Genomic DNA, 26,576 nt, shown 5'->3' with positions numbered 1-26,576 from the left:
TACGGAGGGAGTGCACGGGGTGAGCGAGCAGGCAGGGGGCGTGCCCGTGACCGCGCTGGAGCGGCACGCCGAGCTGAGCGAGCTGGTCGAGGACGCGCGCTACCGCTACTACGTCGAGGACCAGCCGACGGTCAGCGACGCCCAGTTCGACGCGTGGTTCAACGAGCTGCTGGAGCTGGAGCGGGAGCATCCGTCGCTGCAGACGCCCGACTCGCCCACGCAGAAGGTCGGCGCCCCGGCGGCCGGCGACTTCGCCAAGGTCGACCACCTGGCCCGGATGGAGAGCCTGGACAACGTCTTCAACGCCGAGGGCATGGCGGAGTGGACTGCCAGGGCCGAGCGGCTGGCCGAGCACGACCCGGGCCCCTACCTGTGCGAGCTGAAGATCGACGGGCTGGCCGTGGCGCTGGTCTACCGTGACGGCAGGCTGGAGCGGGCCGCCACCCGCGGCGACGGGCGCACCGGCGACGACGTCACGGCCAACGTGCGCACGATCAAGGGCATCCCGCACCGGCTCATCGGCGACGACGTGCCGAGCCTGGTCGAGGTGCGCGGCGAGGTCTACATCCCGGTCGAGGACTTCAAGATCCTGAATGAGCAGCTCGTCGAGCAGGGCGTCGCGCCGTTCGCCAACCCGCGCAACTCGGCCGCCGGGACCCTGCGCCAGAAGGACCCGCGCGTCACCGCGCAGCGGCCGCTGCGCATGCTGGTGCACGGCGTCGGCGTCTGGGAGGGCGCGGCAGAGCCGCAGGCCCAGTCGCAGGTCTACGACCGGCTGCGCGAGTTCGGGCTGCCGGTCAGCGACCTGTACAAGGTGGTCGACGACCTCGACGGCGTCAACGCCTACATCGAGCACTACCGCGAGCACCGCCACGACCCGGCGTACGAGATCGACGGCGTGGTGGTCAAGGTCGACAGGTTCCGCATCCAGCGCGAGCTGGGCTCCACCTCGCGGGCGCCGCGCTGGGCGATCGCGTACAAGTACCCGCCGCAGGAGGTCAACACCAAGCTGCTGGACATCCAGGTCGGAGTGGGGCGCACCGGGCGGATCACCCCGTTCGCGGTGATGGAGCCGGTCGTGGTGTCCGGCTCGACGGTCGAGCGGGCCACGCTGCACAACGCGGCCGTGGTGGTCAAGAAGGGCGTGCTCATCGGCGACACGGTCGTGCTGCGCAAGGCGGGCGACGTGATCCCGGAGATCATCGGCCCCGTCGCCGCGCTGCGCGACGGCACCGAGCGGCCCTTCGAGATGCCGACCCACTGTCCCGAGTGCGGCACCGAGCTGGCCTACGAGCGCGAGGGCGACGCCGACCTGCGCTGCCCCAACGCGCGCGGCTGCCCGGCGCAGATCCGCGAGCGGCTGTTCTTCGCCTCGCGGCGCTCGGCCCTCGACATCCGCGGCCTCGGCTACGTCGCGGCCACCGCGCTCACCCAGCCGATCCCCTCGCAGGAGCCGGTGGTGCGCACCGAGGCCGACCTGTTCGACCTCACGCTGGAGCAGCTCGTCCCCATCAGGTCCGTGGTGCGCGACAAGGACTCCGGCCTGCCCAAGCTCGACGAGAAGACCGGCGAGGAGAAGGTCGTCTCGTTCTTCTCCAACGTCGACGGCCGGCCCAGCCAGAACGCCCACCTGCTGATGGACGAGCTCGCCCGCGCCAAGGAGGCGCCGCTGTGGCGGGTCCTGGTCGCGCTGTCGATCCGGCACGTCGGCCCGCCCACCGCGCAGGCGCTGGCCAGTGCGATGGGGTCGATCGAGGCCGTCATGAACGCCTCGGAGGAGGAGCTGGCCGAGGTTCCCGACATCGGCCCGCGCGTGGCGGCGACGATCCGGGAGTGGTTCCAGGTCGACTGGCACCGCGAGATCGTCACCCGCTGGAAGGCGGCGGGGGTGCGCATGCGCGACGAGCCGCCCGCGGACGTCGAGGAGCTGCCGCAGACGCTCGACGGGCTCACGTTCGTGGTGACCGGCACGCTGCCCGACCACACCCGTGAGCAGGCGGGCGCGGCCATCGCCGCGCGGGGCGGCAAGGTGGCCGGCTCGGTGTCGAAGAAGACGTCGTTCCTGGTCGCGGGGGAGAACGCCGGGTCGAAGTATGACAAGGCGCTCTCGCTGAAGGTGCCGATCCTGGACGCCGAGGGCTTCCACGCCCTGCTCGAACAGGGCCCCGAAGCCGCCGCCGAGCTGGCCTTCAAGGAAGAAACCCCGCCTACGTAGCGTTGGGCTAATAACACGCTGGGTGGGTATATGCCGGGAAGGCGACGTGACGGAACGTACGCGCTTGGTTTCGCGAAGTGGGGTTAAGGTCGTACCCTCCCATAGTGACCTAATGGGGGTTCTGTTACCGATGACTGACCCAACCGACACCCGCGACACAGGACCGCGCGTCGGCACGCCCCTCTGGGCGTTCCTCGCGGGCGTCACCGTGATCGGCTTCACCGCGCTCGTCGTCGCCCTGCTCAGGCTCGACACCGCCGAGTTCGCCGAGCTCGTCCGCACGCCGCTGTTCTGGGTGCTCGCGGTCCTGGTCGTCCTCGGTGAGCTGCGGCCCGTCATGGTGTCGTCCGCCACCGCCGTGGGCGGCACCTACCCGTCGACGATGTTCACCTTCGCCGTGCTGCTCCACTTCGGGCTGCCGGTCGCCGCGCTCATGCAGGCCGTCGCCGTCGTCGTCAACGGCGTGGCCACGCGCAAGGCCTGGCACCGGGTGATGTTCAACATCGCCCAGTCGACGCTCGCGCTGACCACCGCCGCCGTGGTGCTCGGCGTGTTCCGCATCGTGCCCAGCGCCGCCCTGCCGTGGGTGCCCTCGGGTCCCGACCTGCTCGCCATCGCGCTGTCCGGCGTCGCCTACTTCGCCGCCCGCGCCATGCTCGTCAGCGGCGCGGTCGCCCTGCACGAGCGCCGCTCGATCGTGCGCGTCCTGCGGGTCACCGCCGGTCCGCAGAGCCTCGTGTACGCCGCGCTCCTCGGCCTGGCCCCGCTGGTCGTCGTCGTCATGAGCCATTCGCCGGGGCTGGTGCCGCTGTTCGTGGCGCCGCTCGCGGCCGTTTACTTCACCGCCACGCTCTCCATGCGCCGTGACCACCAGGCGCTGCACGACGAGCTGACCGGGCTGCCCAACCGCAAGATGCTCATCGTCTCCACCGAGGAGGCGCTCGCCGAGGCCCGCCAGGACGAGCGGGTCGGCCTCTTCCTCCTCGACCTCGACCGGTTCAAGGAGGTCAACGACACGATGGGGCACCCGGTCGGCGACCGGCTGCTGCAACTGGTCGCCCACCGCCTCACCCACTCCGTCCGGCCCGGCGACGTCGTGGCCCGGCTGGGCGGTGACGAGTTCGCGGTGCTGCTGCCGTCCATCCGCGACGCCCACGCGGCCCGCGAGGTGGCCGCCCGGCTGCGGGCCGCGCTGACCGAGCCCGTACGGCTCGAAGGCATGTCCTTCGACCTCGACGGCTCCGTCGGCATCGCCCTCTACCCCGACCACGCCCCCGACTTCGAGCTGCTGCTCCAGCGCGCCGACGTCGCCATGTACCTGGCCAAGGAAGGCCGCACCGGGGTGGAGCTCTACCAGCCGGACAAGGACCGCAACTCGCCCGAACGCCTGAACCTGCTCGGCGACCTGCGCCGCGCCATCGACAACGCCGACCTCAAGCTGCACTACCAGCCCAAGGTCGGCCTCACCGGCGGCGCCATCTACGGCGTCGAGGCGCTGCTGCGCTGGCACCACCCCGTGCACGGGCCGATCGCCCCGTCCGACTACATCCCGCTCGCCGAGCAGTCCTACCTCATGCGCCAGCTCACCGAGTACGTCGTCCACGAGGCGCTGGAGCAGGCCGCCCGCTGGTGGCACACCGGGCTGCAGATCCCGATCTCGGTCAACATCTCCGCCCGCGACCTGCTCGGCTCCGCGCTGCCCGAACAGCTCGAAGCCGGCCTGGCCAAGCTCCGGCTGCCGCCCGCCGCCATCCAGCTGGAGGTCACCGAGCGCATCCTGACCGGCGAGCAGGCCTACACCCACGAGACCATCAAGGCCCTGGCCACGCTCGGCGTCCCCCTGGCGCTCGACGACTTCGGCACCGGCTACTCCTCGCTCATCCGGCTCCAGCGGCTGGCGGTCTCCGAGGTGAAGATCGACGCCTCGTTCGTGCGCCGCATCGCCGAGTCCGAGGACGACGACCGCATCGTCCGCTCCATCGTCGACCTGGTCCGCTCCCTCGGCCTGCGCTCGGTCGCCGAGGGCGTCGAGTCCGACGAGGTCGCCCTGCGGCTGGCCGAGATGGGCTGCGACGTCGGCCAGGGATGGCTGTTCGGCCAGCCCATGCCCGCCGCCGACGCCACCGCCTGGCTGCTGCGCCGCGCCGACGCCTCCTACGACCTTCGCTCCGAGGTCACCCAGACCGCCTGACCAGCGGACCGGCGCACGGGTAATGGTTCGGAGGCGATCGGCCGACGCCCCTAGGATGTGAGTGTCCAAACTCCATCCACGAAACGGGTTCAACGACTCATGTCCGCCATAACCCGCGACGAGGTCGCGCATCTGGCCCGGTTGTCCAGGCTGGCGCTCACCGACGACGAGCTCGACCACTACGCCACGCAACTCGATGCCATCATCGAGTCGGTCGCGAAGGTGGCAGAGGTCGCCGCCGAGGACGTGCCGCCTTCGTCGCACGCTCTCCCGCTGACCAACGTTTTCCGTCCCGACGAGGTGCGACAGTCCCTGACGCCCGAGCAGGCCCTTTCGGGCGCTCCCGCCGTCGAGGACGACCGCTTCCGGGTGCCGCGCATCCTCGGGGAGGAGGCATGAGCCTGATCCGCAAGACGGCCGCCGAGCTGGGCGCGATGATCGCCGCCGGTGAGGTGTCGGCCGCCGAGGTGGCCGAGGCGCACCTCGACCGGATGGCCGAGGTCGAGCCCAAGGTCAAGGCGTTCCTGCACGTCGACCGCGAGACCACGCTGGAGCAGGCCAGGGCCGTCGACGCCCGGCTGAAGGCGGGGGAGAAGCTCGGGCCGCTGGCCGGGGTGCCGATCGCGCACAAGGACATCTTCACCACCCGCGACATGCCGACCACGGCCGCGTCCAAGATCCTGCAGGGCTGGCGCCCGCCTTACGATGCGACCGTGACGCGCCGGCTGCGCGAGGCCGGGCTGGTCATCCTGGGCAAGACCAACCTGGACGAGTTCGCCATGGGCTCCTCCACGGAGAACTCTGCCTACCAGCTCACGCACAACCCGTGGGACCTGACCAGGGTGCCCGGCGGCTCGTCGGGCGGCTCCAGCGCGGCCGTGGCCGCCTACGAGGCGCCGCTGTCGACGGGCACCGACACGGGCGGCTCGATCCGCCAGCCGGCCGCGGTGACCGGCATCGTGGGCATGAAGCCGACCTACGGCGGCTCGTCCCGCTACGGCCTGATCGCCTTCGCCAGCTCGCTCGACACGCCGGGCCCGTTCGCCCGCAACGTGCTCGACGCCGCGCTGCTGCAGGAGGCGTTCTCCGGGCACGACCCGATGGACTCGACCTCCATCGACGCCCCGGTCCCGTCCGTCGTCGAGGCCGCCCGCAACGGTGACGTGGCCGGGATGCGCATCGGCGTGGTGCGCGAGTTCGCCGGCGGCGACGGCGTCCAGCCGGGCGTGCTGGCCCGCTTCAACGAGGCCGTCCAGCTCCTGGAGTCGCTCGGCGCCAAGGTCGTCGAGGTCTCCTGCCCGTCGTTCGCGAGCGCGCTGCCGGCCTACTACCTGATCGCGCCGTCGGAGTGCAGCTCCAACCTGGCCCGCTTCGACGCCATGCGCTACGGCCTGCGCGTCGGCGACGACGGCACGCGCAGCGCCGAGGAGGTCATGGCGCTGACCCGGGCGGCCGGGTTCGGCCCCGAGGTCAAGCGGCGCATCATGCTCGGCACCTACGCGCTGTCGAGCGGCTACTACGACGCCTACTACGGCCAGGCGCAGAAGGTCCGCACCGTCATCGCCCGCGAGTTCGAGGCCGCCTACCAGCAGGTGGACGTGCTGATCTCGCCGACGACGCCGACGACGGCGTTCCCGATCGGCGAGCGCGCCGACGACCCCATGGCCATGTACCTGGCCGACCTCTACACCATCCCGTCCAACCTGACGGGCAACGCGGCCATCTCGGTGCCGTGCGGCCTGGCGGACGAGGACGGTCTGCCGGTCGGCCTGCAGATCATGGCCCCGGTCCTGGGCGACGACCGCTGCTACCGGGTCGGCGCCGCCGTCGAGAAGGCCCTGGAGAGCCGCTGGGGCGGCCCGCTGCTGAAGGAGGCCCCGTCGCTATGACCATGGTCTATGACGAAGCGCTCGAACGGTTCGAGCCGGTGCTCGGGCTGGAGACGCACGTCGAGCTGGGCACCAACTCCAAGATGTTCTGCGGCTGCCGCACCGCGTTCGGCGCGCCGGCCAACACGCAGGTGTGCCCGACGTGCCTGGCGCTGCCCGGCGCGCTGCCGGTGGCCAACGCCGCCGCGATCGAGTCGACGATCCGGATCGGGCTGGCGCTCAACTGCTCGATCGCCGAGTGGTGCCGCATGGCCAGGAAGAACTACTTCTACCCGGACATGCCGAAGAACTACCAGATCTCCCAGTACGACGAGCCGCTCTGCTTCGACGGCTACATCGACGTCGAGGTCTACGGCGAGACGGTGCGGATCGAGATCGAGCGCGTGCACCTGGAGGAGGACACCGGCAAGTCGACCCACGTGGGCGGCGCGACGGGCCGCATCCACGGGGCCGATTACTCGATCGTCGACTACAACCGGGCGGGCATCCCCCTGGTCGAGATCGTCACCAAGCCGATCCCGGGCACCGACCGGCTCGCGCCGGAGGTGGCCAGGGCGTACGTGACGGAGCTGCGCGAGATCATGCGCTCGCTGGGCGTCTCCGACGTGCGCATGGAGGAGGGCTCGCTGCGCTGCGACGTGAACGTCTCGCTCATGGAGCGCGGCGCCTCCGAGTGGGGCACCCGTACGGAGACCAAGAACGTCAACTCGCTGCGCAGCGTCGAGCGGGCGGTGCGCAGCGAGATCGAGCGGCAGGCGGGCGTGCTGGCCGGCGGCGGCCGGATCGTGCAGGAGACGCGCCACTTCCACGAGGACACCGGCACCACCACGCCCGGCAGGTCCAAGGAGGAGGCGCAGGACTACCGCTACTTCCCCGAGCCGGACCTGGTGCCGATCGCGCCGGACCCGGCGTGGGTGGCGGAGCTGAAGGCGGCGCTGCCGGAGCTGCCGTCGGTCAGGCGCAAGCGGCTGCAGGCCGAGTGGGGCCTGTCCGACCTCGACATGCAGGCGATGCACAACGCCGACGCGATCGAGCTGGTCGAGGCGACGGTCAAGGCGGGCGCGCCGGCCGCCGACGCGCGCAAGTGGTGGATGGGCGAGCTGGCCCGCCGCGCGAACGAGACGGCGACGCCGCTGGCCGACCTGCCGATCACGCCGGAGCAGATCGCCCGGGTGACCGAGCTGGTGGCGTCCGGTGCGCTCAACGACAAGCTGGCCCGCGAGGTGCTGGAGGGCGTGCTCGCCGGTGAGGGCACGCCGGACGACGTCGTGGAGAAGCGCGGGCTCAAGATCGTCAACGACGAGGGCGAGCTGTCGGCGATCATCGACGAGGTGCTGGCGGCCAACGCCGACGCGGCCGACAAGGTGCGGTCCGGCAAGATCGCGGCGGTCGGCGCGCTGGTGGGCGGCGTGATGAAGGCCAGCCGGGGCAAGGCCGACGCGGCTCGGGCGCGCGAGCTGATCCTGGAGAAGCTGGGCGTCTCCGCCTAGCGGTTCCGCACGTCCGTACGCGGCCTAGGTCCATCTGACCGGGTGGACCTAGGACCGCGGCGGGAGGTGCCCGCGCGAGCGACGGCCTAACGTCGGGTTCCATGAGACGAACTGCGTTGACAGCCGGCCTGGTGGCGATGGTGTCACTGGTGGCCTTCGAGTACGTCGCCGTCGCGGTGGCCATGCCCGTCGTGGCGGCGGATCTGGACGGTGTGGGACTTTACGGCCTGGCGTTCAGCGGGGCGATGGCCGCCGCCGTGGTGGGCACGGTGCTCGGCGGGCGGTGGGCCGACCTGCGCGGGCCGCTGGCGCCGTTGTGGACCGGGGTGGCCGGTTTCATCGGCGGCCTGTTGCTGGCGGGGCTGGCGCCCTCGATGGAGGCGCTGATCGCCGGGCGGCTGGTACAGGGCTTCGGCGGCGCGCTGGTGAGCGTGGCCCTCTACGTGGTGGTGGCGCGGGCGTACCCGGAGGAGCTGCATCCGAAGATCTTCTCCTTGTTCGCCACGGCCTGGGTGGTGCCGTCGATGGTGGGGCCGGCGATCGTCGGCCTGGTGGTCGACACGCTGGGCTGGCGGTGGGTGTTCCTGCTGGTGCCGATCCTGACCGTGGTGAGCGGGCTGGTGCTGGCGCGCGGGGTCGCCGGGCAGCCGGTGCGAGGCGGCCAGGGCACGCCCGCGCCGGGGCTGGCGGCCAAGGTCGCCTGGGCGGCGGTGACGGCGGTGGCGGCCGGGCTCATGCAGTACGGGAGCGGCGGGTCGCCGGTCCTGCTGGTCGCCGGGCTGGTCATCCTGGCCGTGGCGCTGCCCAGGCTGCTGCCCGCCGGGACGCTGCGGGCCGCCCGCGGGCTTCCGGCGGTGGTCGGGCTGCGCGGGCTGGCGACCGGGGCGCTGTTCGCCGCCGAGGTGATCGTGCCGCTCATGCTGGTGCAGGAGCGCGGGCTGTCGCCGTTCCTGGCCGGGATCGCGATCACCGGCGGCGCGGTGACCTGGTCGTTCGCGTCGTGGCTGCAGGGGCGCGAGGTGTTCGGCCGGATGACGAACCTGGTGCTCGGCTCGGCCGCGCTGGCGGGCGGCATCCTGCTCATGGGCGCGGTGACGTTCGACGGGGTGCCGGTCGCGGTGGCCTACCCGTCGTGGATCCTGGCCGGGTTCGGCATGGGGCTGATCTATCCGACGCTGTCGGTGCTCACGCTGGAGCTGTCGGCTCCGGGCGAGGAGGGCGTCAACAGCTCGGCGCTTCAGGTGGGGGAGTCGGTGTTCTCGGTGGTGGCGGTCGCGATCACCAGCGCGCTGTTCACCGCCGTCGGCTCCGCCTACTGGGCGGTGTTCGCGGCCACGCTGGTGATGGCGCTGGCGGGCTTGGCGATCGCGCCCCGCGCGGTCCGCTCGGCCGTGCCCGCCGCCACCGCGTCGGCGTGACCCGCGGGCCCGGGTACGGTCCCGGGCCCGCGGGCGTCACGCGGCGCGCCGCGCCCAGAGCCTCCTGAACAGCGGCGTCAGCAGCGCCACGCCCGACAGGAGCAGCAGCACCACCGACACCCAGCTCTCCACCAGCACGCTCACGTCGCCCGCGCCGATGGCCAGGGCGCGGCGGAGCTGGATCTCCGCCATCGGCCCGAGGATCATCCCGATCACCGCGGGGGCGACCGGGAGCCCGAAGCGCCGCATCGCGAACCCGAGCAGCCCGAGCACGAACAGCACGACCAGGTCCACGACGCTGGCCTTCAGCGCGTAGACGCCGAGCGCCGCGAACACCACGATCCCGGCATACAGGTACGGGCGCGGGATCAGCAGCAGTCGCGCCCACAGCGGCGCCAGCGGCAGGTTGAGCACGAGCAGCATGGCGTTGCCGATGAACAGCGACGCGATCATGCCCCACACCAGGGCCGGGTTGTGGTCGAACAGCTGCGGTCCGGGCTGCAGCCCGTACTGCTGGAAGGCGGCGAGCATGATGGCGGCGGTCGCGGACGTGGGCAGGCCCAGCGTCAGCAGCGGGACGAGGGTGCCGGCGGCGGAGGCGTTGTTGGCCGCCTCCGGCCCGGCGACGCCCTCGATGGCGCCCTTGCCGTACTCCTCGCGGGCGACGCCGCGCGCCAGGCGCTTCTCGGCCGCGTACGACAGGAAGGTGGGGATCTCGGCGCCGCCGCCGGGCAGCGCGCCGAACGGGAAGCCGAGCGCGGTCCCGCGCAGCCACGGCCGCCACGAGCGGCCCCAGTCGGAGCGGCCCATCCAGGCCCGCCCGACGGGCACCACCTCGGGCGCGGCGTGCCGCAGCCGCGACGCCACGTACAGGGCCTCGCCGAGCGCGAACAGCCCGACGGCGACGATCACCACGTCCACGCCGTCGAGAAGCTGCCGCAGGCCCAGCGTGAGCCGCGCCTGCCCGGTCTGCTGGTCGATGCCGATCAGCCCGATCACCAGGCCGAACCCGAGCGAGGCCAGGCCGCGCACCACCGAGCGCGACAGCACCGACGACACGGCGGTGAACGCCAGGATCGCCAGCGCGAAGTAGTCGGCGGGGCCGAACGAGATCGCGAAGCTCACCACGGCCGGCGCGGCCACCACGAGCAGCGCGGTGGCGATGGTCCCGGCCACGAACGAGCCGATGGCGGCCGTGGCCAGCGCCTGCGCCGCCCGCCCGCGCCGGGCCATCTTGTTGCCCTCCAGCGCCGTGATCATCGACGACGACTCGCCCGGCGTGTTGAGCAGGATGGAGGTGGTCGACCCGCCGTACATGCCGCCGTAGTAGATGCCGGCGAACATGATGAACGCGCTGGCCGGCGGCACCGTGAAGGTGATCGGCAGCAGCAGCGCCACGGTCATCGCCGGCCCGATGCCCGGCAGCACGCCGACCAGCGTGCCCAGGGTGACGCCGATGAGCGCGTACATGAGGTTGACCGGGGTGAGCGCGGCGGCGAACCCGTCGAGCAGGAGCTGCACCGACTCCACTCAGATCACCCCCCGTAGCACCCCGGCGGGCAGCGTGACGCCCAGCCCCTTGACGAACAGCAGGTACGTGGTGACGGCCAGGATCACGGCGATGCCCGCGGCGCGCAGCCGATGGGCGGCGCCGAGCACCACCGACAGGCCGAAGAACAGCAGGCTCGCCGAGATGATCCAGCCGAGCAGGTCGAGCACCGCGGCGAAGCCCAGGAAGACGCCGCTGACCAGGCCGACGCTGCGCCAGTCGGCGGGCGCGTCGGGGTCGACGTCCTCGCTCTCCTCCGGGTCGCCGCGCCCGCCGCGCAGCACGTCGGCCACGTAGAACAGGCCGATGAGGACCATGGCGCCGCCCACGAGCATGGGGAAGAAGCGGGGGCCGAGGCCGAGCTGGGAGGCCGCCGCGGACACGTCCAGCGTGCCCACGACGACGAACACGCCCAGCCCCAGCACCACCAGCGCCAGCCCGAGCTCGGGCCGCCACCAGCGCGGGCGCTTGCCGGAATCAGCGGAGGGCATCAGGAGACGACGCCCAGCTCGGCGATGATCGCCTTGACCCGGGTCTGCTCGGCCGCCAGGTAGTCGGCGAACTCCTGGCCGGTCTGGAAGGAGTCGATCCAGCCGTTCTTGGCCACCGCGTCCTTCCACGCCTGGGAGTCGTGCATCTTGGTGACCAGGTCGGTCAGCGCCTTCTTGTCGGCGTCGCTGAGCCCGCCGGGCGCCACCATGCCGCGCCAGTTGGCCAGCTCCACGTCCAGGCCGCCCTCCTTCAGGGTGGGGGCGTCGAGGTCGGGCAGCCGCTCGCCGGAGGTCACGCCGAGCGCGCGCAGCTTGCCGGACTTCACGTGCTCGGCGAACTCGCCGACGCCCGAGATGCCGATCGTCACCTTGTTGCCGAGCAGCGCGTTGAGCGCCTCGCCGCCGCCGGAGTGCGCGATGTAGTTGACCTGCTTGGGGTCCACGCCCGCGGCCTTGGCCATGAGGCCGGCCACGATGTGGTCGGTGCCGCCGGCCGAGCCGCCCGCGACCGAGACCTTGGCCGGGTCCGCCTTCCAGGCCGCGACCAGGTCGGCCAGCGTCTTCAGCGGCGACTCGGCCGGGACCACGACGATCTCGTACTCCTCGGTCAGCTTGGCGATCGGCGTGGTCTCGTCCAGCGTGACCTGGGACTTGTTCTGCTCGATGGCGCCGACCATGACCAGGCCCATCGTCATCAGCAGGTTGCCGTTGCCCTTCTCCCCGGCGAGCTGGGCCAGGCCGATGGTGCCGCCCGCGCCGGGCACGTTGAACACCTCGACCTTGCGGTCGGGCGCGGCGGCCTTGATCGCCTGCTCGGCCGTGCGGGAGGTCTGGTCCCAGCCGCCGCCGGGCGAGGCCGGCGCCATGATCCGCAGCGCGCTGGTGCCGCCGCCCGTGCCGGTGTCGCCGCAGCCGGTGAGCGCGGCGACCGAGAGCGCCGCGAGGGCGGCGAGTATGCGCAGACGCATTGATCACTCCAAGGGGGGATTTCACCTTCTTGGGAACCGCATGGTGAGCCCGTACTCCGCCGGAGTCGAGCCTTTGCCGGTAGGCGTCGTAATGGTCGTATTGGTCGCAACACCGCCGTGACCTCGGAGTGTTTGCATGTGGACCGTGAAGTGGGTCCGTGACGCCTCCCTCGGCACCCAGCTGTTCGTGCTCCAGATGGCGATCGTGCTGCTCGCCGTGGGGAGCACCGCCGGCGTGTGGGCGCAGCACACGCGCAGCCAGCTCGACGGCCGCTACCAGCAGCGGGCGCTGGCCATCGCGCAGTCCGTGGCCGGGCTGCCGCAGGTGCGCGAGGCGTTCGAGCTGCGCCGGCCGGAGTCCGTGCTCCAGCCGCTGGCGCTCAGCGTCCAGCAGACCACCGGCGCCGACTACGTGGTGATCGCCAACGACGACCAGATCCGCTACGCCCACCCCAACGCCTCTCTCATCCGCAAGCAGCTGTCGACCGACGGCACCTACGTGCTCACCACCGGCCGCGACTGGGTCGGCACCGAGAAGGGCACGATCGGCGTCACCGTGCGCGGCAAGACGCCGGTCCTGGACGAGTACGGCGACGTCATCGGCCTGGTCTCGGTCGGGGTGCTGGAGACGACCGTCACGGGTGAGGTCGCCGAGGCGCTGCCGCCGTTGCTGTGGACGGCGACGGCGGTGCTGCTGGCCGGGCTCGCGGCGGCCGCGCTGATCACCGCGCGGGTGCGCCGGCAGACGTTCGGCCTGGAGCCGGGTGAGATCGCCGCTCTGCTGGAGCAGCGCGAGGGCGTGCTGCACGGCGTCAAGGAGGGCGTGCTCGCGCTCGACCTCGAAGGCCGGGTGACGCTGGTCAACGACGCCGCCCGCGAGCTGCTCGGCGACGTCGGCGACGACCTGACCCGGATGCCGGTCTCCGACCGGATGCGCGACGTGCTGGGCGGCGCCGACCCGGGCGAGGACCGGATCGTCCTGCACGGCGACCGGGTGCTGGTGCTCAACCGCACCCCGGTGTCCGTACGCGGCCAGCACCGCGGCTGGGTGGTCACGCTGCGCGACCGCACCGAGCTCGTACGGCTGGCGCGCGAGCTGGACGACACCAGCAGCGCCACGGGAGCGCTGCGGGCCCAGGCGCACGAGTTCGCCAACCGCATGCACACCGTCGTCGGGCTGCTGGAGCTGGGCGAGCACGAGGCGGCGATCGCGTTCATCACCAGCGGCACCCCGGCCGCCTACCTCGGCGACCTGCGCGAGAAGGTCGAGGACCCGACGCTGGCCGCGCTGCTGCTGGCCAAGTCGGCCGAGGCCGCCGAGCGCGGCGCCCGCCTGGTGCTCTCCGGCGACTCCCGGGTGCCGGCGGACGTGCTCGGCGACCCGCAGGACGCGGTGCTGGTGGTCGGCAACCTGGTGGCCAACGCGATCGACGCGCTAGACGGCGCCGCCGGCACGATCGAGGTCTCGGTCGTGGCCGACGCGGCCGGGCTGCGCGTACGGGTCGGCGACTCCGGGCCCGGCATCATGCCCGACCTGGTCGAGGAGGTGTTCCGGGAGGGGTTCACCACGAAGGCGGCCCACTCCGGGCCGCGCGGTCTCGGCCTGGCGCTGACCCGGCAGGCGTGCCTGCGCCGGGGCGGCTGGGTCAAGGTGCGCAACTCGGGCGGCGCGGTGTTCACCGCCCACCTGCCCGCCGAGGAGGTGACGGTGTGAGCATCCGCGTGCTGGTGGTGGACGACGACTTCATGGTGGCGCGCGTGCACGGCGCCTACGTGGCGCGGGTGCCCGGCTTCGAGGTCGTCGCGACGGTCGGCAACGGCGCCGGGGCGCTCGCGGCGGTGACCGAGCACCGGCCGGACCTGGTGCTGCTCGACATCTACCTGCCCGACATGTCGGGCCTGGCGGTGTTGCAGGCGCTGAGCGGCGTCGACGTGCTCGTGATCAGCGCCGCCCGCGACGTGCCCACGGTCCGCGCGGCGATGCGCGGCGGCGCGATCAACTACCTGATCAAGCCGTTCACCGCCGACGCGCTGACCGAGCGGCTGCGCCACTACGCCGACACCCGGCGGCGGCTCCACGCCATCGGCCCCGAGGCCCGCCAGGACGACGTGGACCGCCTGTTCGGCACGCCGGCCGCCGCCGCGCCGCTGCCCAAGGGGCTGTCCCCCGCCACCTGCGCGCTGGTCGCCGACACCCTGCGCGACGCCGGCCGCGACCTGTCGGCGGCCGAGACGGCGCAGCTCGCGGGCCTGTCGCGGGTCAGCGCCCGCCGCTACCTCGAACACCTGTGCGCGGGAGGGCGGGCGGAGCTGCGGCCCCGCTACGGCACGGCCGGGCGTCCGGAGCACCGGTACCGCTGGCTCGGCTGACACAGTTCCGTAGTCTTTTCTCGTGACATATGCCGACCCTCGTGCCTTACTGTTGCCTGAGACTTGGCTGCGGAACGGGAGGAGATTGAGGCGTGCGTAACGCCGGACCGATCGAATCACCGACCGACCCGTTCGCCTCGGTGCCCCTGCCCTCGCGCGGCACCAGCAGGAAGCCGAAGATCGAGGGCCTGCCCCCGGGCGTCTCCCGCGACATCTTCGGCCCGCAGGAGCAGCCGGCGCAGGAGCCCCGCCCGCAGGAGCCGCCCAAGAGCGGCACCCTGCCCCCGGTGCCGACCGCGTCGCAGCCCTGGCCGGTCAACGGCAACGGGTCCGAGCCGCCGCCGTTCGGCATGCGCACGCCGCTGGAGCGGCCCCCGGCGCCCGACGCCGACCCGCCGCGCAAGCGCCGCCTGCTGCCCGGCATCGCCGTGCTCGTGCTGCTCGCCCTCGCCCTGGCCTACCTGGTCCCGGCCGTGCTCATGTCCGACGCCGTGCTGCGCGGGACCCGGGTGGGCGGCGTCGACATCGGCGGCATGACCGTCACCCAGGCGGCCGACAAGCTGCGCAGCGAGCTCGCCGTCAAGCTCAACAAGCCCGTCGTCGTCGACCTCGGCGGGCGCAAGGACACCATCCAGCCCGACGAGGCCGGGCTGGAGCTCGACGTGGTGGCCACGATCGGCCAGGCGCCCAGCGGCTTCCCCAGCCCGATCGAGGTGTGGCGGGCGCTCACCACCACGACCGACATCGAGCCGAAGGTCACCGTCGACCCCTCCCAGCTCACCAGGACCGTCGAGGCGCTGGCCGAGACCGTCGACCGGCGGCCGCACGAGGGCCGCGTCACGTACAAGGGGCTGCGCCCGGTGGCGACGCAGCCGCGCTCGGGCGCGCTGCTCGACCGCGGCGAGGCGGTCCGCGTGATCAGCGAGGCCTTCCTGAACGGCACCGGCACCGCGATCGTCAGCCTGGTGCCCGCCGAGCCCGCCACCAGCGCCCGCGCCGTCCAGAAGGCCACCGCGCAGGCCAGGCGGGCGGTGTCCGCGCCCATCACGCTGACCCTCGGCGGCAAGCAGGCGCAGCTCACCCCGGCCACGATCGCCGCCAACCTCACCTTCGTGCCCGACGGCGACGGGGGGCTGCGGCCCGACTTCGACGCCAAGGGGGCGCTGGCCACCGTCGAGAGCAGCCTGGTGGACGCGACCCAGGTGCCGCGCGACGCCACGTACGAGATCGTGAACGGCAAGCCCGTGCTCGTGCCCTCGCGCGAGGGCCGGGGCGTCAACGCCAAGGCGCTCGCCCGCGACGTGGTCAAGCTGGTGCGGAGCGGCGGGAACCGGGTCGTCCCCGTGGCGCTGGCCGACGCCCCGCCCGAGGTCACCACCGAGCAGGTGGCCGACCTCGGCATCAAGGAGACGGTGTCGTCGTTCACCACGACCTTCGACTGCTGCCTGCCGCGCGTGACCAACATCCGCCGGATGGCCGAGCAGGTCGACGGGGTCCTGGTCAAGCCCGGCGAGACGTTCTCGCTCAACGAGCTGGTCGGGGAGCGCACCGCCGAGGGCGGCTACGTGCCGGCCGACCAGATCGTCGGCGGCCGGACGCTCACGATCATGGGCGGCGGGGCCTCCCAGTTCGCCACCGCCCTCTACAACGCCGCCTACTACGGCGGCTTCGAGGACGTCGAGCACACGCCGATGGACTACTTCTCCGCCCGCTACCCGGCGGGCCGCGACGCCGCGCTGCTCTACCCCGACCTGGACCTGAAGTGGCGCAACGACTCCGACCACGGGGTACTGATCAAGACCTCGTCCACGGCCACGTCGGTGTCCGTCGTGCTGTGGAGCACCAGGCGCTACGACGAGATCAAGGCTGTCGAGTCCGACCGGCGGGAGTTCACCCCGTTCCGCCGTGAAACCAGCGACGCCGCCGGCTGCAGGCCCACCACCGGCCAGCAGGGCTTCACCGTCGACGTCACCCGGGTCTTCATCCGCGACGGCGAAGAGATCAAGCGGGACAAGAAGGTCACCACGAAGTACCGCCCCCAGGCCCAGGTGGTGTGCACCGGCTAGGGCGTGACCGCGAGGATCCGGTCGTCGCCCGCGCGCGACTCGCCCCGGCCGTCCCTGTTGCTGGTGCCCACCCACAGCCCGCCGCCCGGGGCGGCGGTCACGGCGCGGAGCCTGCCGTACGTGCCGCCGTAGTGCGCGACCGGCGTGCCCGGCGAGCCGTCGGCGGCCAGCGGGATCTGCCACAGCCGTTCGCCGCGCAGCGCGCCCATCCACAGCGAGCCGCCGGCGAACGCCAGACCGGACGGTGACGCCTCGGAGGTGTCCCAGGTGACGACCGGATCGGTGAACTCCGGGGCGCCGCCCCGGCCCTCCACCTCCGGCCAGCCGTAGTTGCCGCCCGCCTCGATCAGGTTGAGCTCGTCGTGGGCGTCGGCGCCGAACTCGGAGGCGTACAGCCGGCCCGAGCCGTCCCAGGCCAGGCCCTGCACGTTGCGGTGGCCCAGGCTGTAGACGAGCGTGCCGAACGGGTTGCCGGGAGCCGGCCGCCCGTCGGCCGTCATGCGCAGGATCTTGCCCGCGAGCGAGTCGCGGTCCTGCGACAGGGACCGGTCGCCGGTCTCGCCGGTGGTGGCGTACAGGTGGCCGTCGGGGCCGAACGCCAGCCGCCCGCCGTTGTGGACGGTCCCCTTCGGGATGCCCTGGACGATCACCCGCGGCTCCGACAGCGTGTCGCCGGTCAGCCGGTAGCGGACGATCCGGTTGTCGGAGGCGGCCGTGCAGTACACGAACACCTGCTCACCCTTGACCGCCACGCCCATCAGCCCGCCCTCGCCGCCGGGCGTCACGCCCTCGATCACGGCCAGCTCCCGCGCCCGGCCCGCCGGGGTGACCCGCAGCAGCCTGGCCGAGTCGCGCTCGGTCACCAGCGCGTCGCCGCCCGGCAGGAACGCGATCGCCCACGGCACGGCCAGGTCGCGCGCCACCACGCGCGGCTCGCCGGGCGACGGCCCGCCGCGTGCCGAGGCGGCCGGCGGCCCCCCGCCCTGGTCAGAGGCGGCCGGCGGCACCCCGCCCGCGCCGGAACAGGCGGCGAGCGCCACCGCGAGCATGGTCAGCCAGAGTGCCCTCATGTCTCCCATACTTGCCCCCGAGCCATAAAGTTTCCCGCATGAAGATCTGGGTCCCGTACGAGCCGGTCGCCGAAGTCCTGTCCGATCTGCCGGGTGTGGCGTGCTCCGTGTACGACGGCACCGGGCCGGAGCCCGACGGGATCGAGGACGTCGAAGTGTGGATCCCGCCCCTGGTCACCGTGCCGGACGTGCCGGGCACGCTGGCGCGGATGCGGTCGCTGCGTCTGGTCCAGACCGTCACCGCGGGCGTGGACGCCTACCGGCCGCACCTGCCGGAGGGCGCGGTGCTGTGCAACGCGCGCGGCGTGCACGACGCGGGCACCGCCGAGTGGGCCGTCGGCGCGATGATCGCAGTGCTGCGCGAGTTCCCCGGCTTCACCGACGCCCAGCGCCGGGGCGAGTGGACCTACCGCCACACCGGCGTGCTGGCCGACTCCACCGTGCTGATCGTCGGCTACGGCTCCATCGGGCAGGCGCTCGAACGCCGCCTCGACGGCTTCGAGGTCGAGGTCGTCCGGGTCGCCAGGAGCGCCCGCGAGGGCGTCCACGGCATGGCCGAGCTGCCCGCCCTGCTGCCCGGGGCCGACGTCGTGGTGCTGCTCGTGCCCGCCACGCCCGACACCGCCGGCATGGCCGACGCCGCGTTCCTGTCGCGGATGAAGGACGGCGCGGTGCTGGTCAACGCGGCCAGGGGCGGCGTCGTCGACACCGACGCCCTGCTCGCCGAGCTCAAGAGCGGCAGGCTGCGGGCCGCGCTCGACGTGACCGCGCCCGAGCCGCTGCCGGCCGGTCACCCCCTGTGGAGCGCGCCGGGCGTCTTCATCACGCCGCACGTGGCGGGCAGCACGCCCGCCTCCGACCGCCGCATGCTCCGGCTCATGCGCGCGCAATTGACGCGCTATCTCGCGGGCGAGCCGCTCGACAACGTCATCACCGACGCGTATTGAGAGGAATCCGGACCGTGGCTGGTCCGTGACCTGCGGTGCGTACGGTGGCGTCTAACCAAGGTTTCCTGACTTCCTGTCAAGGAAATCCTGGCGGCAATCAGGTCCGTGTGGTTATCAGATCGGTGACGACATCGGCGTTGTCACCACCCGCGCACCACCGACCGCACACACTGGCGATGTGCACCGCCGACCGGCGGTTCACGGGAGCAGGGTTCGAGACGGGATGGGCGACGACTGTGATCCGCTGGCGTGATCCACGGGCACCGCTGACCGCCGCGGCGGCGATCGGTGCCGCGGGGTTCGCGGCTGCGCTCCTTGCGGGCGGCCCGGCCCTCGTCATCGGCGCGGTCGCCGGCTGCCTCGCCGCGCTGCTGGCCACCGTGTCACTGCTGGCCGCCTCGGTGCGGCCGGCCGAGCACCCCTCGGCGGCACTCGGCATCCGCTGGATGGCCGGTGGCGCCGCCATCTGGGCCGCCGGCGTGGCGCTGCGGCCGTTCACCGACAGCTCCACGTTCATGGTGAGCTTCGCCGAGCTGCTCGTGCTGCTCGGCACCGTGCTGACCGGAGGCGGCGCGCTCGTCGCGGCCGGGCGCAGGCCGCCTGCCGCCCTGGTGCTGAGACAGCTCATCGACGCCTACCTGTGCGCCGCCTCGCTGTTCCTGATCGGCTGGGTGGTGGCGCTGCGCCACGTCTACGAGGCGACCGCCGACCCCGCGCTGTTCGCCTTCGCCATGCTGCCGCCGATGCTCGCACTGGTGGCGACCTGCGCCGTGGCGCCGTCCGTGGCCGCGGTGCGCTCCGCCGCGTGGCCGCTCGGCCTGGCGAGCGTGGGCGTGCTCGCCACCACGACCGTGGCCGGCATGGCGACCGCCGTGGCCCGGCTCGACGGCGGCGCGCCGCCCGTGTGGAGCATGGTCATCACGCCGGTGGCCTTCCTGCTGCTGGCCGCCGTGCCCTGGCTGCGCCCGCGCCAGGTCACCGCCGCGCAGGCGCCTGACAACCTGGTGGACGCGCTGCCGCTGGCGCTGGTCGCCGTCGCCACCGTCACGATGCTCGCGCACCTGGCCGGCGGCATGCGCCAGCCCCCCGCCACCGGCGTCGTGGCGGTCGCCGCCTCCGTCGTGCTGCTCCTGCTGCTGCGCGTGTTCGTGCTGTCGGGGGCCAACGCGCGGCTGCGCACGCTCGTCTCGCTCGGCGACACGCAGCTGCGCGAGCTGGCCGAGAGCACCGGCGACGTGGTGCTCATCTGCGACTACGACGGCATGGTGCACGAGATCGGCGACGGCATCGAGGTCACCTACGGCTACCGCCCCGAGGACGTGATCGGCGGGTCGATCTTCGACTACATCCACCCCGAGGACGTGCCGCACATCCAGTCGGCGCTGCACGGCATGGGCCCCGACGGCGACGACGAGGAGGCCAGCCCCGGCGCCTGCCTCATCGCCTGCCGGGTACGGGCCGCCGACGGCACCTGGCGACCCACCGAGTCGGTCGCCACCCGCCACGCGGGCGGCGAGGACCAGGTCCTGGTCACCACCCGCGACATCAGCGACGAGGAAGCCCTGCGCAACCAGGTCGCCCACCTGACCTTCCACGACGGCATCACCGGGCTGCCCAACCGCTCCTACTTCGAGGAGCGCACCCGCGAGGTGCTGACCGGACGCAGCGTCGGCCAGGTCGCCGTCATCTTCCTCGACCTCGACGGGTTCACCTCGGTCAACGACTCGGTGGGCCACGCCAGCGGCGACTACCTGCTCGGCCAGGCCGCGCGCCGGCTGCGCGGCGCGGTGCGCCACGACGACACGCTGGCCCGGTGGGGCGGCGACGAGTTCGCCGTGCTGCTGGAGACCGGCGGGGAGGCGCAGCTCGCCGTCGACCTCGCCGAGCGGCTGGTGCGGGCGGTCTCGCAGGAGCCGTTCCGGGTGGCCGACCGTGACGTGGCGCTGACCGCCAGCGTCGGCGTGGCCTTCGCCGAGGACGACCTGCCCGCCGGCGACCTGATCCGCAACGCCGACGTGGCCATGGCGCGGGCCAAGGAGCTGGGCGGGCGCCGGGTCGAGGTGTTCGCCGCGCAGATGCACGCCGACGTGCTGCGCCGCCTGGAGCTGGCCGCCGACCTGCAGCGGGCGCTGATCGAGCAGCAGTTCGCGATCGAGTACCAGCCGGTGGTCGATCTGGCGACCTCGCGGGTGACCGCGGTCGAGGCGCTGGTGCGCTGGTGGCGCGGCTCGGTGTTCGTGCCGCCCGACCAGTTCCTCGGCCCGGCCGAGGACACCGGGCTGATCGTGCCGCTCGGCGAGTGGATCCTGCGCGAGGCGTGCCGTGAGGTGGCCGCCTGGCGGGCCTCGTCCTGGGACATCGGGCTGTCGCTCAACCTGTCGGCCCGGCAGATCACCGCGCCCCGCTTCGTCGAGACCGTGCGGGAGGCGCTGGAGGAGAGCGGGCTGCCCGCCTCCGCGCTGACCCTCGAAGTGATCGAGGAGATGCTCGTCGAGGACGCCGAGGAGACGGTCAAGCGGCTGTCGGAGCTGCGCGCTCTCGGCGTGCGGCTGGCGATCGACGACTTCGGCACCGGCTACGCCTCGCTGGCGTTCCTCAGGCAGCTCCCGGTCGACATGATCAAGATCGACCCGTCGTTCGTGTCCGGGCTGGGCCGCGACGACACGCTGACGCTGCTCACCCGCACGATCGTGCGGCTCGGCCACGACCTGGGCCTGACCGTGGTCGCCGAGGGCATCGAACGCCCGGAGCAGCTTGAGCTGCTGCGTGAGATGGGCTGCATGAAGGGCCAGGGCTTCCTGGTCGCGCGGCCCATGGCGGCCAGGGGCGTCGACTCGCTGATGAGGACGAGTCTCACCGTGTGAGACGTGTTTCTCACCAAGTTGACACCTGGTGCTTCCGACCAGCTATGGTGTTAGACATGCTTCGCAGTGGGATTCTCGTAGTACTTCGCCGGCGCGCAGGCCGTTAGCGAAGCACTCCGACCTGCGCGCCGCCCCAGCCCCGCCGTTCGTCCGGCGGGGAGGGGCATTTTTTATGTCCTGAACGTGTGACCACGCAAGGAACGAGCCGATGACCGAACGGATGACAGGTGCACAGGCCCTGGTCAGGGCGCTGGAGCACGTGGGAGTCGACACCGTGTTCGGGATCCCGGGCGGCGCCATCCTCCCGGCTTACGATCCCCTCTACGACTCGACCAAGGTCCGGCACGTGCTCGTACGGCACGAGCAGGGCGCCGGCCACGCGGCCGAGGGTTACGCGCAGGCCACCGGCAAGGTCGGCGTGTGCATGGCGACCAGCGGACCGGGGGCGACGAACCTGGTGACGCCCATCGCCGACGCGTACATGGACTCGGTGCCGATCGTGGCGATCACCGGGCAGGTGGCGAGCAAGTCGATCGGCACGGACGCCTTCCAGGAAGCCGACATCTCCGGCATCACCATGCCGATCACCAAGCACAACTTCCTGGTCACCGACCCGGCTGACATCGCCCGCACGATCATGGAGGCGTTCCACATCGCCTCCACCGGCCGTCCCGGCCCGGTGCTGGTCGACATCGCCAAGGACGCCCTGCAGGCGGAGACCACGTTCAGCTGGCCGCCGACGATGCAGCTGCCCGGCTACCGGCCGGTGACCCGGCCGCACTCCAAGCAGATCCGCGAGGCGGCCAAGCTGATCGCCGAGGCCCGCCGCCCGGTGCTCTACGTGGGCGGCGGCGTGCACAAGGCCCGCGCCTCCGAGGAGCTGATCCGGCTGGCCGAGCTGACGCGCATCCCGGTCGTGACGACGCTGATGGCGCGCGGCACGTTCCCCGACAGTCACCCGCAGCACATGGGCATGCCGGGCATGCACGGCAGCGTCTCGGCCGTGGGCGCGCTCCAGCAGGCCGACCTGCTCATCGGGCTGGGCGTCCGCTTCGACGACCGCGTCACCGGGCAGCTGTCCACGTTCGCGCCCTACGCCAAGGTCGTCCACGCGGACATCGACCCGGCGGAGATCTCCAAGAACCGCCACGCCGACGTGCCGATCGTGGGCGACTGCAAGGAGGTCATCGGCGACCTGATCGCCGCAGTCGAGGCCGCCGGGGTCCAGGGCGACTACGACGAGTGGTGGACGATCCTCAACGGCTACAAGCAGACCTACCCGCTGGGCTACGAGGAGTTCGAGGACGGCTCGCTGGCCCCGCAGTACGTCATGGAGCGGCTGAGCGCCATCGTCGGCCCCGACGCCTACTACGTGGCGGGCGTCGGCCAGCACCAGATGTGGGCCTCGCAGTTCGTCCGCTACGAGAGGCCGGGCCGGTTCATCAACTCCGGCGGCGCCGGCACGATGGGCTTCGCGGTGCCGGCGGCGATGGGCGCCAAGATGGGCCGCCCCGACGACGTCGTGTGGGCCATCGACGGCGACGGCTGCTTCCAGATGACCAACCAGGAGCTCGCCACCTGCGCGCTGGAAGGCGTGCCCGTCAAGATCGCCGTCATCAACAACGGCAACCTGGGCATGGTCCGCCAGTGGCAGACCCTCTTCTACGACCAGCGCTACTCCAACACCGACCTGCAGGCGACCCGCCGCATCCCCGACTTCGTCAAGCTGGCGGAGGCCTATGGTTGTGTTGGCCTGCGGTGCGAGCGTCCCGAAGACGTCGACGCGACCATCAAGAAGGCCATGGAGATCAACGACGTGCCCGTGGTGGTCGACTTCGTCGTCCACCAGGACGCCATGGTCTGGCCCATGGTCGCGGCCGGCACGAGCAACGACGACATCAAGATCGCCCGTGACATGGCGCCGAAGTGGGAGAGCGACGATGAGTAGACACACGCTTTCTGTGCTCGTGGAGAACAAGCCGGGTGTGCTCGCCCGGGTGTCCGCGCTGTTCAGCAGGCGGGGCTTCAACATCGACTCGCTGGCCGTCGGGCCCACCGAGCACGACGACATCTCCCGTATGACGATCGTGGTCAGCGTCGAGGAGCTGCCGCTTGAGCAGGTCACCAAACAGCTCAACAAGCTGGTGAACGTGCTGAAGATAGTGGAGCTCGACACCTCGCAGTCCGTTCAGCGCGAGCTCATGCTGATCAAGGTCAAGGCCGACGCCGACAGCCGCTCGCACGTGCTGGAGCTCGTCCAGCTCTTCCGTGCGCGCTGCGTGGACGTGGCGGCCGACGCGGTGACCATCGAGGTCACCGGCACTCCCGACAAGCTCGAGGCCTTCGTCAAGGTCCTGGAGCCGTTCGGGATCAAAGAGCTCGTCCAGTCGGGCATGGTGGCCATCGGCCGCGGCGCCCGTTCCATCACTGACCGGTCCCTCAGGGCACTGGACCGTACCGCCTGAAAGGTTTTCAGCAAGTGACCGAGATTTTCTACGACGACCAGGCCGACCTGTCGATCATCCAGGGGCGCCGTGTGGCCGTGCTGGGGTACGGCAGCCAGGGCCACGCCCACGCGCTCTCCCTGCGTGACTCCGGTGTCGACGTGCGCGTCGGCCTGCCGGAGGGCTCCAAGAGCCGCGAGAAGGCCGAGAACGACGGCCTGCGCGTGCTCACGCCGGGCGAGGCGGTGAAGGAGGCCGACGTCACGATGATCCTGGCGCCGGACCACATCCAGCGCCACCTCTACGCCGAGCACGTCGCGCCCAACCTCAAGGAGGGCGACGCGCTCTTCTTCGGCCACGGCCTCAACATCCGCTACGGCCTCATCGAGGCGCCCGAGGGCGTCGACGTGTGCATGGTCGCCCCCAAGGGCCCCGGCCACCTCGTCCGCCGCCAGTTCGAGGCGGGGCGCGGCGTCCCGTGTCTCGTCGCGGTGGAGAAGGACGCCTCCGGCAAGGCCCTCGACCTGGCGCTCTCCTACGCCAAGGGCATCGGCGGCACCCGCGCCGGGGCGCTGAAGACCACGTTCACCGAGGAGACCGAGACCGACCTGTTCGGCGAGCAGGCCGTGCTGTGCGGCGGCGTCTCCGAGCTGATCAAGGCGGGCTTCGAGACGCTCATCGAGGCCGGCTACCAGCCGGAGGTGGCCTACTTCGAGTGCCTGCACGAGATGAAGCTCATCGTCGACCTCATGTACGAGGGCGGCATCTCGAAGATGTACTGGTCGGTGTCCGACACCGCCGAGTACGGCGGCTACACCCGCGGCCCGCGCGTCATCACCGACGAGACCCGTGAGGAGATGCGCCGCATCCTGGGTGAGATCAAGGACGGCACCTTCGCCCGGCAGCTCGTCGAGGAGTTCGACGGCGGCCAGAAGGAGTTCGCCCGTCACCGTGAGGAGCTGGCGGAGGACCCGATCGAGAAGACCGGCGCCAAGCTGCGCCCGATGATGAGCTGGCTGAAGGGCTGAGTTCGCGCGTTCGCGGCGGACGGGCGGGGGCGCTGATGCGCCCCCGCCCGTTGCTTTGGGCCTGGGGCCGCTTCGTGTCTCGTCAATGATCCGCAATGCGTGACCGCGTTAACCCCCGTCTTCGCAAAAGGACCGTTTCCGCACGTCAAAAGCAGATTAGCGGCGTTTGCCGCTGACGATCACCGGGAAGATCTCCTCCCGCTACCGACGGAGAGTAGTCGATAGGTAACAAAGGGGATTCGTATGTACAAGACGGGGCTCATCCTGGCCGGTCTGGTCGGCGGGATGGTCATGCTGGGCGGCGGTCCCGCGCTCGCCGAAGGTTACGCGATGAACACCGCCTCGGTGGTCGCGTGGCCCACGCATGGGGACGACGACAACAACGACAACGACATCCGCGCGTACGGCGAGCGGAACAACTTCGGCGAGGACAACGACGACGAAGTCGAGGGGCAGTGGAACAACAACGGGTCGGACGACGACGTCCTTGACCTGGACATTCTCAACCAGGTCCTCTCGGACATCCTGACCGCGAAGGACTAGTCGTCCCAAGCACCGTTACGGGGCCCGCCTCTCCGGAGGCGGGCCCCGTCGCTGTGTCAGCCCTCGTAGCTGAACGAGGCGGCGAACGAGTCGCGGGCGATGCGGTCGAGCTGCGCCTCCGTCAGGCCGAGCTCGTCGCGCAGGGCGCGGTAGTTGTCCTCGACGTAGCCGCCGAAGTAGGCCGGGTCGTCGGAGTTCACGGTCACGACCAGGCCCTCGTCGAGCATCGCGGGCAGGATGTGGTCACGCAGCGACGGCACCGCGCGCAGCCGCACGTTCGACAGCGGGCACACGGTCAGCGGGATGCGCTCGTCGCGCAGGCGCGCCACCAGCTCCGGGTCCTCCATGGCGCGGATGCCGTGGTCGATCCGCTCCACGCGCAGGATGTCCAGCGCCTCCCACACGTAGTCGGGCCCGCCCTCCTCGCCGGCGTGCGCCACCCGGCGCAGCCCCTCGGCGGCGGCCAGCTCGAAGACCCGGCGGAACAGCGACGGCGGATGGCCGACCTCGGCCGAGTCCAGCCCGACCCCGATGAACTGGTCCCGGAACGGCAGCGCCGCCCGCAGCACCCGCTCGGCCTCCTCCGGGCCCTGGTCACGCAGGAAGCACAGGATCAGCGACGCGGAGAACGGCCCGTCCTTGATGGCGCCCGTCAGCCCGGCGAACACCGCCTCCAGCGGCACCCCGCGCGCCAGGTGGGCCTGCGGGTCGAAGAAGATCTCCGCGTGCCGCACGCCCTGCGCCTCGGCCCGCCGCAGGTAGGCGGCGGCCAGGTCGTAGAAGTCGCGGTCGGTGCGCAGGACCGCCATGTTCTCGTAGTAGACGTCCAGGAACGACTGCAGGTTCGTGAAGTCGTAGCGCGCCCGGATGGCGTCCACGTCGAAGGTCGGCAGCGCGACCCCGTTGCGCCGGGCCAGCTCGACGACGAGCTCCGGTTCGAGGGTGCCTTCGATGTGCAGGTGGAGTTCGGCTTTGGCGCGCATGGATCGAGTAAACCCGACCATGACCGGCCGAGGTATCGTGCGAACCTCCG

At 71.9% G+C, this 26,576-nt stretch carries 20 protein-coding genes; 15 read left to right on the top strand and 5 right to left on the bottom strand.

Annotation, left to right across the window (positions count from 1 at the left end; genetic code table 11):
* Positions 1-19: 19 nt before the first annotated feature.
* The 6 genes from ligA to ACBI99_RS03050 all read left to right on the top strand — a co-directional run bounded on the left by ligA (position 20) and on the right by ACBI99_RS03050 (position 9,203).
* The gene (gene ligA / locus ACBI99_RS03075) at positions 20-2,215 is read left to right on the top strand and encodes an NAD-dependent DNA ligase LigA (protein WP_372455343.1); all 2,196 of its coding nucleotides are present in this window, start codon (positions 20-22) and stop codon (positions 2,213-2,215) included.
* Positions 2,216-2,345: 130 nt separating this feature from the next.
* Entirely contained in the window at positions 2,346-4,406 is a 2,061-nt protein-coding gene (locus ACBI99_RS03070; protein ID WP_219501050.1) for a bifunctional diguanylate cyclase/phosphodiesterase, read from the top strand.
* 99 nt (positions 4,407-4,505) lie between these two features.
* Complete coding sequence (gene gatC / locus ACBI99_RS03065; protein WP_049556801.1) at positions 4,506-4,805, top strand: Asp-tRNA(Asn)/Glu-tRNA(Gln) amidotransferase subunit GatC; 300 nt, start codon at positions 4,506-4,508, stop codon at positions 4,803-4,805.
* Positions 4,802-6,295, top strand: a complete 1,494-nt coding sequence (gene gatA / locus ACBI99_RS03060; protein ID WP_219501052.1) for an Asp-tRNA(Asn)/Glu-tRNA(Gln) amidotransferase subunit GatA — start codon at positions 4,802-4,804, stop codon at positions 6,293-6,295. Before gatC ends, gatA begins: the two co-directional genes overlap by 4 nt.
* A gap of 2 nt (positions 6,296-6,297) precedes the next feature.
* Positions 6,298-7,785: an Asp-tRNA(Asn)/Glu-tRNA(Gln) amidotransferase subunit GatB gene (gene gatB / locus ACBI99_RS03055; protein WP_219501228.1), complete on the top strand. Its 1,488-nt coding sequence runs from the start codon at positions 6,298-6,300 to the stop codon at positions 7,783-7,785.
* A gap of 101 nt (positions 7,786-7,886) precedes the next feature.
* Complete coding sequence (locus ACBI99_RS03050) at positions 7,887-9,203, top strand: MFS transporter (protein WP_375071621.1); 1,317 nt, start codon at positions 7,887-7,889, stop codon at positions 9,201-9,203.
* A 36-nt stretch (positions 9,204-9,239) separates the two neighbouring features.
* Here the strand turns inward: ACBI99_RS03050 and ACBI99_RS03045 are convergent, their stop codons facing one another.
* The 3 genes from ACBI99_RS03045 to ACBI99_RS03035 are packed head-to-tail and all read right to left on the bottom strand — an operon-like array spanning position 9,240 to position 12,211.
* A complete protein-coding gene (locus tag ACBI99_RS03045; RefSeq protein WP_219501055.1) occupies positions 9,240-10,733 on the bottom strand; it encodes a tripartite tricarboxylate transporter permease in 1,494 nt (497 codons plus the stop codon).
* Positions 10,734-11,243, bottom strand: coding sequence for a tripartite tricarboxylate transporter TctB family protein (locus ACBI99_RS03040; protein ID WP_219501057.1), 510 nt, complete (start codon positions 11,241-11,243; stop codon positions 10,734-10,736).
* Complete coding sequence (locus tag ACBI99_RS03035; RefSeq protein ID WP_219501060.1) at positions 11,243-12,211, bottom strand: tripartite tricarboxylate transporter substrate binding protein; 969 nt, start codon at positions 12,209-12,211, stop codon at positions 11,243-11,245. Before ACBI99_RS03035 ends, ACBI99_RS03040 begins: the two co-directional genes overlap by 1 nt.
* Positions 12,212-12,356: 145 nt before the next feature.
* On the opposite strand from ACBI99_RS03035, the gene ACBI99_RS03030 reads away from it, so the two are divergent.
* From ACBI99_RS03030 to ACBI99_RS03020, 3 genes are all read left to right on the top strand, one after another.
* Complete coding sequence (locus ACBI99_RS03030; protein ID WP_375071620.1) at positions 12,357-13,925, top strand: ATP-binding protein; 1,569 nt, start codon at positions 12,357-12,359, stop codon at positions 13,923-13,925.
* A 32-nt stretch (positions 13,926-13,957) separates the two neighbouring features.
* On the top strand, positions 13,958-14,581 hold the full coding sequence (locus tag ACBI99_RS03025) for a response regulator (RefSeq protein WP_246644193.1): 624 nt from the start codon (positions 13,958-13,960) through the stop codon (positions 14,579-14,581).
* Between the two features lie 92 nt (positions 14,582-14,673).
* Positions 14,674-16,647 (top strand): VanW family protein, encoded by a 1,974-nt coding sequence (locus ACBI99_RS03020; protein WP_219501069.1) that lies wholly within the window; start codon positions 14,674-14,676, stop codon positions 16,645-16,647.
* On the opposite strand, the gene ACBI99_RS03015 is transcribed toward ACBI99_RS03020, so the two are convergent.
* The gene (locus ACBI99_RS03015; protein ID WP_375071619.1) at positions 16,644-17,717 is read right to left on the bottom strand and encodes a PQQ-dependent sugar dehydrogenase; all 1,074 of its coding nucleotides are present in this window, start codon (positions 17,715-17,717) and stop codon (positions 16,644-16,646) included. The genes ACBI99_RS03020 and ACBI99_RS03015 overlap by 4 nt on opposite strands.
* A gap of 38 nt (positions 17,718-17,755) precedes the next feature.
* Here ACBI99_RS03015 and ACBI99_RS03010 point away from each other — a divergent pair, with 38 nt between their 5' ends.
* The 6 genes from ACBI99_RS03010 to ACBI99_RS02985 all read left to right on the top strand — a co-directional run bounded on the left by ACBI99_RS03010 (position 17,756) and on the right by ACBI99_RS02985 (position 25,543).
* Positions 17,756-18,664 (top strand): 2-hydroxyacid dehydrogenase, encoded by a 909-nt coding sequence (locus ACBI99_RS03010; RefSeq protein ID WP_357586881.1) that lies wholly within the window; start codon positions 17,756-17,758, stop codon positions 18,662-18,664.
* 236 nt (positions 18,665-18,900) lie between these two features.
* Positions 18,901-21,528 (top strand): EAL domain-containing protein, encoded by a 2,628-nt coding sequence (locus ACBI99_RS03005; protein ID WP_308125625.1) that lies wholly within the window; start codon positions 18,901-18,903, stop codon positions 21,526-21,528.
* A gap of 208 nt (positions 21,529-21,736) precedes the next feature.
* The gene (locus ACBI99_RS03000; RefSeq protein ID WP_219501082.1) at positions 21,737-23,476 is read left to right on the top strand and encodes an acetolactate synthase large subunit; all 1,740 of its coding nucleotides are present in this window, start codon (positions 21,737-21,739) and stop codon (positions 23,474-23,476) included.
* Positions 23,469-23,993 (top strand): acetolactate synthase small subunit, encoded by a 525-nt coding sequence (gene ilvN / locus ACBI99_RS02995; protein ID WP_219501098.1) that lies wholly within the window; start codon positions 23,469-23,471, stop codon positions 23,991-23,993. Before ACBI99_RS03000 ends, ilvN begins: the two co-directional genes overlap by 8 nt.
* Positions 23,994-24,016: 23 nt before the next feature.
* Entirely contained in the window at positions 24,017-25,000 is a 984-nt protein-coding gene (gene ilvC / locus ACBI99_RS02990; protein WP_219501234.1) for a ketol-acid reductoisomerase, read from the top strand.
* Positions 25,001-25,243: 243 nt separating this feature from the next.
* A complete protein-coding gene (locus ACBI99_RS02985; RefSeq protein WP_049556833.1) occupies positions 25,244-25,543 on the top strand; it encodes a hypothetical protein in 300 nt (99 codons plus the stop codon).
* Between the two features lie 56 nt (positions 25,544-25,599).
* On the opposite strand, the gene ACBI99_RS02980 is transcribed toward ACBI99_RS02985, so the two are convergent.
* Positions 25,600-26,526: an adenosine deaminase gene (locus tag ACBI99_RS02980; RefSeq protein ID WP_219501102.1), complete on the bottom strand. Its 927-nt coding sequence runs from the start codon at positions 26,524-26,526 to the stop codon at positions 25,600-25,602.
* Positions 26,527-26,576: the final 50 nt, after the last annotated feature.

Origin of the sequence: Nonomuraea sp. ATR24, from assembly GCF_041950485.1 — a bacterium.
Classification (GTDB): Bacteria; Actinomycetota; Actinomycetes; order Streptosporangiales; family Streptosporangiaceae; genus Nonomuraea; species Nonomuraea ceibae.
This window is presented reverse-complemented; position numbering and strand designations above follow the sequence as displayed.